Annotated in this window: 12 protein-coding genes; 5 read left to right on the top strand and 7 right to left on the bottom strand. The window is 67.3% G+C overall.

Translation table 11 applies throughout. From position 1 onward, the window contains the following. Positions 1-7: 7 nt before the first annotated feature. The gene (locus QM619_RS01935; RefSeq protein ID WP_415103742.1) at positions 8-1,363 is read left to right on the top strand and encodes an adenylosuccinate lyase family protein; all 1,356 of its coding nucleotides are present in this window, start codon (positions 8-10) and stop codon (positions 1,361-1,363) included. A gap of 34 nt (positions 1,364-1,397) precedes the next feature. Next, the gene (locus QM619_RS01940; protein ID WP_415103744.1) at positions 1,398-1,868 is read left to right on the top strand and encodes a PTS sugar transporter subunit IIA; all 471 of its coding nucleotides are present in this window, start codon (positions 1,398-1,400) and stop codon (positions 1,866-1,868) included. Here QM619_RS01940 and QM619_RS01945 read toward each other — a convergent pair. The 4 genes from QM619_RS01945 to QM619_RS01960 all read right to left on the bottom strand — a co-directional run bounded on the left by QM619_RS01945 (position 1,861) and on the right by QM619_RS01960 (position 4,013). After that, positions 1,861-2,091 carry an excisionase family DNA-binding protein gene (locus QM619_RS01945; protein ID WP_415103746.1) on the bottom strand — a complete coding sequence of 77 codons (231 nt, stop codon included), beginning with the start codon at positions 2,089-2,091 and terminating at the stop codon, positions 1,861-1,863. The genes QM619_RS01940 and QM619_RS01945 overlap by 8 nt on opposite strands. A 397-nt stretch (positions 2,092-2,488) precedes the next feature. Then, the gene (locus QM619_RS01950) at positions 2,489-3,037 is read right to left on the bottom strand and encodes a hypothetical protein (RefSeq protein WP_415103748.1); all 549 of its coding nucleotides are present in this window, start codon (positions 3,035-3,037) and stop codon (positions 2,489-2,491) included. A gap of 353 nt (positions 3,038-3,390) precedes the next feature. Further along, positions 3,391-3,786 carry a TA system VapC family ribonuclease toxin gene (locus QM619_RS01955; protein ID WP_415103750.1) on the bottom strand — a complete coding sequence of 132 codons (396 nt, stop codon included), beginning with the start codon at positions 3,784-3,786 and terminating at the stop codon, positions 3,391-3,393. Continuing rightward, complete coding sequence (locus QM619_RS01960) at positions 3,783-4,013, bottom strand: hypothetical protein (RefSeq protein WP_415103752.1); 231 nt, start codon at positions 4,011-4,013, stop codon at positions 3,783-3,785. The genes QM619_RS01955 and QM619_RS01960 overlap by 4 nt, the downstream gene beginning before the upstream one ends. Before the next feature lie 136 nt (positions 4,014-4,149). On the opposite strand from QM619_RS01960, the gene QM619_RS01965 reads away from it, so the two are divergent. Continuing rightward, complete coding sequence (locus tag QM619_RS01965) at positions 4,150-4,815, top strand: helix-turn-helix domain-containing protein (protein WP_415103754.1); 666 nt, start codon at positions 4,150-4,152, stop codon at positions 4,813-4,815. A gap of 199 nt (positions 4,816-5,014) precedes the next feature. On the opposite strand, the gene QM619_RS01970 is transcribed toward QM619_RS01965, so the two are convergent. Both QM619_RS01970 and QM619_RS01975 read right to left on the bottom strand, forming a co-directional pair. Further along, complete coding sequence (locus QM619_RS01970) at positions 5,015-7,129, bottom strand: YhgE/Pip family protein (protein ID WP_415103756.1); 2,115 nt, start codon at positions 7,127-7,129, stop codon at positions 5,015-5,017. Continuing rightward, positions 7,122-9,830, bottom strand: a complete 2,709-nt coding sequence (locus QM619_RS01975) for an MMPL family transporter (protein ID WP_415103758.1) — start codon at positions 9,828-9,830, stop codon at positions 7,122-7,124. Before QM619_RS01975 ends, QM619_RS01970 begins: the two co-directional genes overlap by 8 nt. A gap of 109 nt (positions 9,831-9,939) precedes the next feature. Here QM619_RS01975 and QM619_RS01980 point away from each other — a divergent pair, with 109 nt between their 5' ends. Together QM619_RS01980 and QM619_RS01985 are read left to right on the top strand one after the other, a co-directional pair. Next, positions 9,940-10,584 (top strand): TetR/AcrR family transcriptional regulator, encoded by a 645-nt coding sequence (locus tag QM619_RS01980; RefSeq protein ID WP_415103760.1) that lies wholly within the window; start codon positions 9,940-9,942, stop codon positions 10,582-10,584. Between the two features lie 3 nt (positions 10,585-10,587). Further along, positions 10,588-11,370 carry a DNA alkylation repair protein gene (locus tag QM619_RS01985; RefSeq protein WP_415103762.1) on the top strand — a complete coding sequence of 261 codons (783 nt, stop codon included), beginning with the start codon at positions 10,588-10,590 and terminating at the stop codon, positions 11,368-11,370. On the opposite strand, the gene QM619_RS01990 is transcribed toward QM619_RS01985, so the two are convergent. After that, positions 11,340-12,254: an endonuclease domain-containing protein gene (locus QM619_RS01990; protein ID WP_415103764.1), complete on the bottom strand. Its 915-nt coding sequence runs from the start codon at positions 12,252-12,254 to the stop codon at positions 11,340-11,342. The two genes, QM619_RS01985 and QM619_RS01990, sit on opposite strands and share 31 nt — an antisense overlap. Between the last annotated feature and the right edge of the window lie 42 nt (positions 12,255-12,296).

Here is a 12,296-nt window from a genome sequence, read left to right on the forward strand (position 1 = left end):
GACACCCGTGGCTCTGACAGATTCGAGCAGCAAGACCCTCGACGATCACGGCATCAGCCGGCTGCTGTCGCGGGAGGTCAAGCTCCAGACCTGGCTGGACGTCGAGGCGGCGCTCGCAGTGGCGCAGGCCGAGCACGGCGTCATCCCGCGCGAAGCCGCCGAGAACATCAAGGCCAACGCCAAGTACGAGAACTTGGATCTGGAACTGATGGACGAGATCTACCGCACGGTGGGCCACGGCTTCGTGCCCTTCGTCAAGGTGTTCGTCAAGGCCTGCGATCCCGAGGCCGGCAAGTACATCCACTTCGGCAGCACGACGCAGAACATCCAGCAGAGTTCGCAGAGCATCATCCTGAAGCAGGTGAACCGGAAGTTCCTGGAGCTCACCCGGCAGATCCTGCTCAATCTCGCCGATCTCGCCGAGGCGCAGGCCGACAGCGTGATGGCGGGCCGCACCCACGGCAAGCATGCGATCCCGATCACCTTCGGCTACAAGGTCGCCACCTGGATGTCGGAGATCCTGATGAGCGTGCAGCGGCTGGAGCAGCTGGAGCCGCGGGTGTTCACCGTCATGATGGGCGGCGCGGTGGGGGCGTTCAACTCCACCGGAGCGGTCGGTCTCGACGTGCAGCGACGGGTCGGCGAGCTTCTCGGCATGGACGTGATGCAGATTCCGTCGCGGGCGATCAACTCGCCGAAGGTGGAGTACATCAACGCCCTGGCGTTGCTGGCCAACAACTTCCACACGATCGCCGAGGAGGTCTTCCAGACGTCCATCGAAGAGTTCGGGGAAGTCTCCGAGGGCTTCAAGAAGGGCACCATCGGAAGCTCGACGATGCCGCACAAGATCAACCCCAAGCTGGCCAAGGGAATCATCGCCAACGCGCAGAAGCTGTACTCGCTGACCTCGGTCGGCTACTTCTCCAGCGCCCGTCCGTTCGAGGCCGACAGCACGTCCAACATGCTGTTCGACAGCATCCTGGACGAGGCCGTGGGCCTGATGCGCGAGGCGATCGTGCGCATGGTGGAACTCTCCGCGACCCTCCACGTGAACGCCGAGCGGCTGTACGCCAATGCCAATCTGAACCACGGCATCGACAACAGCGAATACATCATGATGAAGCTGGCCGAACGCCTCGGCAAGGATCAGGCCCACGAGCTGGTGTACGACTTGGCGATCGACGCCACCGTCAACCACCGCAAGTACTCCGACGTGCTGCTCGAGAACGAAGTGGTCAACTCCGCCTTCACCCGCGACGAGATCGCCGAACTGCTGAAGCCGGAGAACTACGTCGGCCTGTCCCCCCGCATCGCACGCGAAACCGCGCAGCTGGTGCGGGCCTCCTACGCCCCCAACGACTGACCACAACAACGCACCCGAAGGAAGTGACATTCAGATGGTTTTCGGATTCAAGAAGAAGCCGGCCCCGACCCTGTTGAGCGTGGCCGACGGCGACGTGATCGCCATGGACGCGGTGTCCGACCCGGTCTTCGCCAGCAAGACGATGGGCGACGGCTTCGCGGTTCGGCCCACGTCCGACGGGGTGGTGTCACCGTTCAACGGAGAGATCGTCAGCATCTTCCCGACCAAGCACGCGATCATCATGCACAGCGACGACGGCCTGGACGTGCTCATCCACATGGGCATCGACACCGTCGCGCTGAAGGGCGAGGGCTTCGACATCAAGGTCACCAAGGGCGACAAGGTCAGCGCCGGCCAGCCGCTGGCCGCGATGGATCTCGGCTACGTCGTCGAGCAGGGCAAGGAGACCACCATCATCGTGGTCATCACCAACCTGGACGGCAAGCGCCTGAAGCTGACCACCGGCAACGCCTCCGCCGGCACCCCGGTGCTCGAAGTCAAGTAGCCGCTGCCGCAACCAAACGGGGACGGTTCTTTCGGTCCACTCGTGGACCGAAAGAACCGTCCCTTTGGCCCATCTTAGGGTCGCGGAATCGCTGGAACTCCGAGTATGGGACGCGATGGCGGTTTCCCACTCTGGCCGCCCGGGTCTCACCCGCCAGAATCTTGCGGACGACGGTCGAGCGGTGAACGTCGAGCCGACGCCCCACTTGCTCCAGGGTGAGCATCCCCTCCTGGGCCGTCACCGTTCACGAGGACCCGTCAGTCTTACCGCCCGTCGTGACAGCCGCCGGGCACCGCCACCGAATTGCGCCGTTGACGACGATCGGATTCATCGGATGCAGATGTCCCTGACATGGGGGCCATGCCATTCCGCCACCATTCTCGAGGAGGATATCCTGCAACTGATCGACAAACTCGGACTGCGCCCTATCGTCCGGCGTAGAACCCGTCAACGTCGCATAACCGGCCACAGCGTCAGAGGTGCGGACCAGCTTCAGCACGACGAACTCCGCGCCTACACCGGTCCACTCATGCTCGGGTTCATCACGCAAGAGCCTTGGCGACCAAGGCTCCGCCAGCGGAGCACTTCGCAAGAACTGCTCCGCGAGCGATAGCGCCAACTCACGGACCGACGCCAAATGTCCCTCCCGTACTAATACTCCCGTCACCTCCGCCATTAACGTTGTGGCGGAAAGTGTAGAGATCCTTATAGGCGACCGTATCGCCGTTCCACACCTTCTTCATAGTGCCGTGAAAGATGTAGTCCTTCGCTTCGAGATGTGGAGCGTTCTTCGGCTGTGACACGTTGTTACGCCACCACTTCAAGCCGTGCTCCTTGACGAGGCCGACGATGATACCTCTTACACTCTTGGAAATTCGGAAGCCCCATGGAAGCGTGGCGTAAGTTGGAAAGCACTTGTAGTCCGTCTCCCAAGTACCCTCATTCGTTGTTCTCGCGAAAGTCTGATTGCAGTCTATTCTGATCATAGCCATCGGACTCACTTGTCCGTCGGCTGCCCCTGATTTCAAGTCTTTAATGACCTGCCGCCTTTGTGTCGCGGTGATCGGCTTCGACAGTGCGAGTTTCAAGGTGGTCGTGAAGCCGCCTGAACCACTCGTGATAACGATGTCGCTGCGGCTAACCTCCTCTGCTTTTGCTGTCGAAACCACTGGCCCTAGAAACAGAGCAAACCCGACAAGACAAATAGATGGCATCCTCCACCCCGTCATCGTCGGTGACAAGAGGGTTCCGTTGGTAGTAGGCGCGGCGGACGAGAAGTAACATACATCTTGCACGGAGTACTCCCGTGGTAGGTTGAGCTTTGCAGGCTACCCCTCGCCAAGTGGAACGTCAATAGCGATCGGAGGGTGTGCCCCCTTGAGAACGAAAAGGAATCTCCCCGCCGGTCGGGTCGCCTTCAACCTATCGCCACGATCGGTCATCCGACACGGCCGCGTGGGTCGCCCGTCCGTGGTCCGAGTAGGAGGGCTATCGCGCCTCCGCGAGCTCCTCGGCGGCAACACTACGCGGGTAGTAGTCGCGCAACGTCCGGATGCTCTTGAGCCAGGCCGGCGTCGATGGTGGCCAGCAGAACGCCATGGCGCCGGGCCGAGGCGGAGAGGTAGGCGTCCGTGACTTGGCGGTGGCCGCGCAGGTTCGGCAAGTCGGCATCGAGATACGAGGAGTCGTCCGGCAGGAACCGGCACCGCGAGTGTTGCCGGACGCCACTCAGAATGGCGTGAGCCGTGGCGCCGGACTCACCGGTGCGAAGCAGGAACCGGACGAGCGCGCCTTCCACCACCGGCGAGACCGCGAACTCCTCCACCCTCGCCAACCACTCGCTCGCGCGGTCATGGTGCTCGTGTTCGCGAATGGTGAGCGCGATCAGGACATTGGCGTCCAGCAGGTACGTCGTCATTCGTCATCGAGCACTTCGGCGACATCTGCGGACGTCACGGCACGACCCAGCGAGAGCACCGGCAGCCCGGTCCTCGAGTCCGTCTGCAACGTCACCGGATCGTCGAGTTGGGCCAACCCGCGCACGGTCAGGTCAGCGATCACCGACGACAGGGACTGCCCTCTTCGGGCAGCCAACTCCCGAGCGCGCCGGTGAACCGCCGACGGCAGGTCGACCGTGGTTCGCATGGTTGCATCATAGCTGCATCAGAGTCGATGTGGCAGCCCTCGACCTGCCGGTGTCGGGCAAGGCAGATGCGGCCTCGCTGACCGCGACGCTCACCCGCGCTTTACAGATTAGGTCCGGTATGGGACATTATCTGTTATGGCAGGTGAGTTCCTCACGATCAAGGAGGCAGCGAGCGCCCTCGGGGTATCAACTCGTCATGCCCGGCGACTTGCGGACGCCGGTTCACTCAGCCGGGTGGCGCGGGGGCTCATCGACCGCACCTCAGTCGACCGCTACATCCAGTCTCAGCGCCAGGGTCGCACCCGGACCTGGGCCGAGCACACCGCGTGGGGTGCCGTGGCACTCCTGTCCGGCCTCGACGCCGACTGGCTCGGTGTCGTGCAAGCCTCGCGACTCCGGTCGACGTTGCGCGTCATCACCGACGTCGATGACCTGCTGACCCGGATGCGGGACCGCGCCCGGGTCCGCACCTATGACGCCCACCGCGCGGCACTCCCGCGGCTACGCGACCAGATCGCCTCCACCAACCTGCGACTACTCGGAATCACCGACGCGGTCGACGAGAGTGTGGACGGCTACCTCGCCGCGACCGACCTCGATGACACCGCCCGCTCACTCGGGCTGCGGGCTGACGCAGGTGGGTCCGTGTTCCTGCGCACAACCGGCTTCGCCTTCGACCGCGTTCGTGACCTCGTCGCGACCACGCCGGCTGCGGCGTTGGACGCCGCGACCAGCACCGATCCTCGGCTGCGGGGCGTCGGCCGCCGGACACTCGCCGAGTTGCTGGAGGCGTACCGATGAACGTCGAACGCCCCACGATCGAGGGCGGCACGCAAGCCTTGCGGCGCACCGTCAACGCCCGCTTGGCGATCGTGCCCGGCACCACGGCGACAATCTCTGTGCCGCGCCCTTCGGCGCGCTGCCCGAGGACCACCGGACCCAGGCGCAGCTGACCCTCAACCTGCTCGCCGGCTCCTAGCCGGGATGGCGAGGACGCCGATCAGGCCAGGGCGGGCACCTCGCGGAGCCGGACGGTGCGGCGCCGGACGACGGCCATGATGCTGGCGCCGAGGGCGAGCACCGCCCAGCCCAGCAGGGTGAACACCGCGGCGGAGGTCCCGGTGGCGTTGGTGACGATGGCCCGCACGCCGTCCAGAGCCGGGGAGACCGGCGAGACCGGACGCGCACTGTCGAAGAACTCCGGCGCCGCGCCGGTCACCGCACCGACCGTGGTGAGCACCGCGAAAGCGATCGCCAGCAGCCGTCCGGCGTTGCCGAACCAGGCCGCCACAGCGTGGTTGACCAGCACGAACGCCACTCCGGCGAGCAGCAGGAAGCCAGCCAGAGCGGACGCCGCCGGCAACGCCAGGCCCAGCACGCCGGCGCCGATCGCGGTCAGCACGATCGCCTGCGCGACGGCCACGATCAGCCCCGGACGCAGCGCCCGCCAGACCAGGGTCGTGGTGGACGCCGTGGACAGCGCCAGGCGTCCGTCCAGCGGCTTCACCATCGCGAAGGTGGCCAGCGCGCCGATCCAGAGCGCCAGAGCCAGCAGCAGGCTGACCCAGGACGCGGTCGGCGCCACCACACTGCTGGTGGCGTCCGAACTGACCGGCGCGGCGACCACTGCCGAGAGGTTCTCCCGGTCGGCCTTGCTGTAGCTGGGCACCTTGTCGGCACCCTCGGCCAGTCCGTCGGCCAGCTTGCGCGACCCGTCGGCGAGGCTGCCGGAGCCGTCCGCCGCCTTGCCCAGGCCGGTGCTCAGCGACGCGACCCCGGTCGCCAGCTGACCGGAGCCGTCAGCGAGCTTGCCGATTCCGTCGGTCAACGCGGGCATGCCGTCTGCCAGCTGCTTGGTGCCGGATGCGAGCTGCTTGCCGCCCGCGATGAGCTGCTTCAGCTGCTTGGTGGTCTTGTCGACGTCCGGCAACCCGTTCGTCAGCTGATCGCTGACCGTTCTCATGCCGGCGGCGACCGCCTCGGCCGCGCTGGTCAGACTCTCTCCGGACTCCTCGTCCTCGGTGTCCAGGCCCTGCGCCGCTAGGGTCAGGGCCTGGGCCGCTCCCTTCAGCGAGCCGACACAGCCGGCGCCGGCCACGGCCAGCTGGTCGGCGTCGGTTTCGACGCCGCAAGCCTGCTTGATCGCGGCGATCGCAGCGGGCAGGTACGTCGCCGGATCGCTCTGCACCCCGGCCAGCAGCTGCTCGATCTGCTCCGCGCCCTGGGTCGCCTGCTTGGCGTTGCTGGTGAGGGCGCTCTGGTAGGCGGTCAGGCCGTCGGCGATCCCGCTCGAACCGGTGGCGAGCTGCCGCAGTCCGCCGGCCAGTTTCACCTGGCCCGACAGCGAATCGATGGTGCTCTGGGCCAGATCGTTGACGCCCTCGACATATTGCGACACCCCGTCGGACAGTTTCGTGGTCTGCGCAGGCAGCGACGACGTCTTCGACGACAGCGTGCCGAGTCCGTCGGCCAGCTGGCGGGCGCCGGTGGAAAGCTGCTCGGCGCCATCGGCGGCGGTGCGGATGCCGTCGCCGAGCTCGTCGGTGCCGTCGGCCAGCTTGCCGGCGGCGTCCGCGACGGTCTGGAACTGCTTGCCGGTGTCGTTGAAGCCGATGTAGATGCGGTCCAGGTAGGCCTTGGTCAGCGTCTCGTTCAGGGTCCGGGACGCCGCCCCGGCCAGCACGTTGCCGAGCCAGCCGTCCGCCACCCCGGCCACCGGGGAGGTGTGCACCGCGATGGTGGCCTGCTCGGCGGTGGCCGGATCCTCGTTGCCGTACGAGGTGGCCACCTCGGAGAAGTTCTTCGGGATCACGACCACCGCCGCGTAGCGTCCGGACGACAGCCCGGGCCAGGCGTGCGCCTCGTCGGCCAGCACCCAGGTGAAGTTCTGCTGCTTCTCGGTGTCGACCAGGTCGGCCGACAGCTGCCGCCCGAGCGGGACGAACTGGCCCTCCAGGGTGACCCCCTCGTCGAGGTTCACCACGGCGGCCTCGACCCGGTGCAGACGCTCCCCCGCGTTCCAGGTGCCCCACAGGAATCCGCCGGCGACCAGCACCGGCACCAGCACCAGGGCGAGCAGGGTGCGCCACGAGAAGGAACGAGTGGCTTCAGACATGACTGGGTTCTCCTTGCAGGGTCACGGTCCGGTGCGCGGACGGCAACAGGTCCGACAGGTCGGCGCCCGGGGCATGGGCCAGGACGGCGCAGCCGCCGGCCTCGGTGATGGTGCGCAGCCTCTCCGCGAGCGCGGCACGCTGGCGTCCGTTGAACAGGTCGGCCTCTTCGACCAGCAGCACGGGTCCGTCGAAGTCGCGGATCGGGGATCGATGGGACGGCGCGGCGACGGCGGCGATCCGGCGCACCTCGGACGCCTGCTCGGGCAGAGCGCGTCCGGCGACCACGACATCGCCGCTGGTCAGCGGCAGGCGTCCGGCCAGGGCGAGCAGCAGGGCGCGGCGGGCGGTCACCTCGCCCTCCACGACCAGCACCTCGCCGGGTCTGACCGCGATGTCGACACCGTCGAACGCGCCGCGCACGGCCAGGCGGCGGCCGTAGACGACGTGTCCGCCGGCCTCGGGCCAGGACTGCAGCTTCAGCTGGTGGGCCAGCGCCTCGCCCTCGATGTCGACCACCGGCATCCGGCGGTCGAGCCAGCGCGGCAGCCACCAGGCCTGCCGTCCGAACAGCTTCATCACCGCCGGAACCAGGGTCATCCGGACCACGAATGCGTCGATCGCCACCCCGATGGCAAGGGCGAACGCGATCGGTTTGATGGTTCCCTCACCGGAGGGGACGAAGAACGCGAAGACCGCGAACATGATCAGCGCGGCGGCCACCACCACCCGCGAAGAGTGGATGAAGCCGTCCTCGACGAAGCGGTCGGTGTTGCCGTGCACGTATTCCTCGCGCATCCGGGAGACCAGGAAGACCTCGTAGTCCATGGCCAGGCCGAACAGAACGCCCATCAGGATGATCGGCAGGAAGCTGATCACCGGAGCCGGTTCGCCCAGGTTGACCACCTCTTTGAACCAGCCCTGGTTGAACACCAGCGCGGTCGCGCCGAATGCCGCACCGACGCTGAGCAGGAAGCCGAGCGCGGCCTTGATCGGCACCCAGATCGATCGGAACACCAGCGTCAGCAGCACCAGCGACAGCCCGACCACGAAGATGCCGAACGGCAGCAGGGCGCCGGCGAGCCGCTGGGTGACGTCGATCTGGACGGCGGTCGCGCCGGTCACCGAGGTGTCGATTTCGTACTCGCTCAGCCATCGGTCGTGCTGGGCGCGCAAGGTCTGGACCAGTTCGGCGGTTGCCGGGTCGTCCGGGCCGGTGGTCGGGATCACCTGGATCAGCGCGGTGTCGGCGTTCTCGTTGGGGGTGGCCAGCGGCACCAGTTGGACGCCCGGCAGCTTCTCGATGTCGGCCTTCAGGTCGTCGACGATCTGCAGCGGGTCGTCCGATTCGACGATGGTGCCGGTGATCACCAGCGGCCCGTTGTAGCCGATGCCGAACTCGCGGCTGATCACGTCGAAGGTGACCCGGTCGGCGTAGCTGATCGGGTTGCGCCCCGAGTTGGGCAGGGCGAGCTGCAGGTCCTTGGCCGGGAAGGCCAGTGCGCCGAGCGCGGCCACCACCAGCGCGACGGTGAGCAGCGGGACGGCGGTCACCGTCCGGACCCAGGCGCTGCGGAGATCGAACCTCTTCCGGACGGACGCCGGCGCGGCGTCCGCAGCCTCGACGCGCTGGGCACCCGAGGCAGCGGCCGCCTTGGCGGCCCGTACGGCGCGGCGATCCTTGGGCCGCAGCCGCTCGCCGGCGAAACCGAGGAAGGCGGGCAGCAGAGTCAGCGCCAGCAGCACCTCGAAGAACACGCCGACGGCGGAGAAGATGCCCATCACGCCCAGGAACGGCACGCCCGAGATGGTCAGGCCGGCCAGCGCGATGATCACGGTGAGGCCGGCGAACACCACCGCCGAGCCGGCGGTGGCCACGGCGCGCGCGGTCGACTCCTCGGCGTCCAGGCCCTGGCTGAGCTGGTCGCGATGCCGGGAGACGATGAACAGCGCGTAGTCGATGCCGACGGCGAGCGAGATCATCACGGCGAGCATCAGGCTGGTCGAGTTCACCTCGATCACCTGCGAGGCCAGCATGGTGACCTCGACCGCGATGCCGACGCCGATCAGGGCGGTGCCGACCGGCATCGCGGCGGCGGTGACCGAGCCGAGCACCACCAGCAGCACGATGACCGCGACCACCACGCCCAGACCCTCGATGATGCTCAGGTGCGGGATATGGGTGGAGAACACCTCGCCGCCGAGATGCACCTCGGAGCCAGGCAGCAGGCCGGCGACCTTGGCGGCCTGATCTTCCAGTTGCTGCTTCTGGTCGGCGGTGATCTCGGTGACCGACACGTTGAGCTGCACGTTGGCCAGCCCGGCGCGTCCGTTGTCGGAGATCAGGCCGTCGACGTGCTCGTTGTAGGGGCTGACCACGTCGTCGACGATGGCGAGCTCCTTGAAGGTGTCGAGCGCATCGATCACCTCCGTCTTGGTCGCCTTGGCGTTCAGCGATTCGCCCTCGGGCAGCAGCAGCACCACCTGAGCGGTGGTGGCCGCGCCGGACGGGAAGGTCATCTTCAACTGGTCGAGGGCGACCTGCGAGGACGCGCCGGGGATCCGGAAGCTGTCGTTGAACTGCGCCCCGCCGAGCAGTCCGACCGCCCCGCCGAGCCCGGCGAGCAGGAGCAGCCAGACGGCCAGGACCCGGACGCCGTGCCGGTAACAGGCACGTCCGATCCGATACAGCATCGACGACATCGGCTGTCCCCTCCCCAGAGCCTTCGATACAGAACTATCGATACAGTTGTGTATCCGATGCAGCAGTGTATTCAATACAAGCGCGTATGCAAACAGCTAGGATGCCGCGATGAACACCACCCCGGAGACCGTGCGGCGCAGCCCCCGCCGCGAGGCGACGCGGCAGCGGCTGCTGGACGCCGCCGTGGAGTTGTTCGGCGAGCGCGGTGTGCTCGGTTCCTCGGTGGAGGAGATCTGCGAGCGGGCCGGCTTCACCCGCGGCGCGTTCTACTCCAACTTCGAATCCAAGGACGAGCTGTGCCTCGACGTGCTGCGCCGCAAGGGTGAGCAGTATCTGTCGGCGATGCAGGCCGCGATCGCGGTGATTCCGGACGTGCCCGGACCTGCCGGCGGCGGCACCGAGGGGCTGATCCGGGACGCCGTCGGCGTGTTCCTGGAGGCGCAGCCGAAGAAGCCTGCCGAACTGGTCAGCATGATGGAGCTGCGGTTGCACGCGCTGCGCACGCCGGAGTTGCGCGAGGGCTGGCTGGCGGTGCACGAGGGCATCTCGAAGTCGACCTCCGGCCTGCTGGACGTCGCGCTCGACCGGGTCGGCGCCCGGCTGTCCGTCCCGAGCTCCCAGGTGATCGAACTGCTCGGCGCGGTCTACGAGAACACGGTCAGCCTCAGCCTGCTGCGCGGCGAGAGCCGTCCGGCCGATCTGGCCGAACAGCTCGCCGCCCTGCTGGACGCCTTCATCGTCGGCGACTGCTGAGGCATGGACGGCGTGCCCAAGGCGTCCGCCCGGCTGGTCGAGGCGATCCGGACGGCGCTGGCCGAGGGCGGCGACCCCGAGCGCGCCGTCGGTCAGCAGCGTTACATGAAGTCAGCGCTGCCCTTCTACGGGCTGACCGTTCCCCAGGTGCGGGTGCTCGTCCGTAGTGTCGTCACCGCGCATCCGGTGCCGGATCGTGTCTCCTGGCTCGCGGCCGTGGCGGCGCTCTGGGACGAGGCCACCCATCGCGAGGAGCGGTATGCGGCGATCGGCGTCCTGCGGCATCGGCGCTACCGGGACTGGCTGCTCCCGGACGAGGACCTGCTGGGGCTGCTGCGGCACCTGGTCACGTCCGGCGCCTGGTGGGACCTGGTCGATGAACTCTCGCACGTTGCCGGTGACCTGTTGGCGTCCGATCGTCCGGCGATGACTACCGTGTTGCGAGCCTGGTCGCGGGAGCCCGATCTGTGGCTGCGCAGGGTCTCGATCATCGCCCAGCTCGGCGCCCGCGACCGCACCGACATCGACCTGCTGACCTACGCGATCGAGGGCAGCATCGACGACCCGGACTTCTTCGCTCGCAAGGCGATCGGCTGGGCGCTGCGGGACTACTCCAAGACGGGCGCCGACTGGGTCCGCGGGTATGTCGCCGCCCAGGCGTCCCAACTCTCGCCGCTGTCGCGCCGGGAAGCCGTGAAGTGGTTGGAGGCTCGCGGATCCGCGACCGATTTGGCAGGCATCTCGCCTCCGCTGCCTCAGGTAGGTGCCAAATCGGTCGCTGATTGACGGGCGAGGAAGGCCCGCACCTGACCGATCATCACCGACGGCTCGTCGTTGAGCTGTTTCCAGGTGTATCTCAGGACGCGGTAGTCGGCTCCCACCAGGGCGTTCTGGCGTCGCCGATCGGATTCGAAGACCTCCGGCTTGCTGTGCACCTCGTAGCCGTCGAACTCGACCACGAGTCCGGCCTCCTCGAACAGGACGTCGGGGAAGTAGCGACCGCCGTCGATCACCAGTTCGGCGTTCGCCACCCAGCCTGCTATTCGATGGCGTCGCAGCACCGTGTGCAACAGCCGCTCTCCACCCGACCAGGGGTTGTCGATGCTGGTCCGGACGACGCGACGCCGGGTCGCCTGCCCGACACTTCCGTCGAAGACCGATACCGTGTCGGCCAACTCGGACGGCTTGACCAGGCCGGTGCGCAGGAATCGTTCCAGCAGGACGCCGGAATCGCGCGCCGCACTTTCGACGGCGAGATAGCGGGCAGAGGGACAGCGCAAGCCTTCCACCCGGACGCGATGCTCCGGCGGCACGCGGCGCCGGACCCAGCGGACGGCAGCCGTCGAGGCGTGCCCTCGTGGATGAGCCAGCTGGACGCGATCCTTGGCGTTGAACGGACGTCCGTCCAGGGTCCCAGTCAGTGCGGCGATCGCGTCCGTGCCCCAGAGCACCGCACCGGGCGATGTCGCCAAGGCTGCCGCGAACCGCGTCCGGCGGCTGGTCACCAGGGTGGCGTCGACGTAGGTGCCGGGGAGAACGCGCACCAGTGCCCCCGAACGTTCCAGCGCGTCGAAGGTAGCCCGTGAGCGCGGATGGTCGCGACGGCGCAGCACCCCGTTGTTCACCTTCATCACGTTCGTGAGCAGCATCAGGTCGTCGAGATCGTCCACCTGACCAGCGCATCACGTTCGGCCTCGGCTTGGGTGCCCGAA

The sequence above is a fragment of the Micropruina sp. genome, from assembly GCF_047606665.1.
Classification (GTDB): domain Bacteria; phylum Actinomycetota; class Actinomycetes; order Propionibacteriales; family Propionibacteriaceae; genus Micropruina.

What these genes read in the sequence shown, in the direction of transcription:
- QM619_RS01940 (WP_415103744.1), top strand. Translation starts at nt 1,398, where the DNA reads ATGGTTTTCGGATTCAAGAAGAAGCCGGCCCCGACCCTGTTGAGCGTG.
- QM619_RS01945 (WP_415103746.1), bottom strand. Translation starts at nt 2,091, where the DNA reads ATGCTCACCCTGGAGCAAGTGGGGCGTCGGCTCGACGTTCACCGCTCG.
- QM619_RS01955 (WP_415103750.1), bottom strand. Translation starts at nt 3,786, where the DNA reads ATGACGACGTACCTGCTGGACGCCAATGTCCTGATCGCGCTCACCATT.
- QM619_RS01960 (WP_415103752.1), bottom strand. Translation starts at nt 4,013, where the DNA reads ATGCGAACCACGGTCGACCTGCCGTCGGCGGTTCACCGGCGCGCTCGG.
- QM619_RS01965 (WP_415103754.1), top strand. Translation starts at nt 4,150, where the DNA reads ATGGCAGGTGAGTTCCTCACGATCAAGGAGGCAGCGAGCGCCCTCGGG.
- QM619_RS01970 (WP_415103756.1), bottom strand. Translation starts at nt 7,129, where the DNA reads ATGTCTGAAGCCACTCGTTCCTTCTCGTGGCGCACCCTGCTCGCCCTG.
- QM619_RS01975 (WP_415103758.1), bottom strand. Translation starts at nt 9,830, where the DNA reads ATGTCGTCGATGCTGTATCGGATCGGACGTGCCTGTTACCGGCACGGC.
- QM619_RS01980 (WP_415103760.1), top strand. Translation starts at nt 9,940, where the DNA reads ATGAACACCACCCCGGAGACCGTGCGGCGCAGCCCCCGCCGCGAGGCG.
- QM619_RS01985 (WP_415103762.1), top strand. Translation starts at nt 10,588, where the DNA reads ATGGACGGCGTGCCCAAGGCGTCCGCCCGGCTGGTCGAGGCGATCCGG.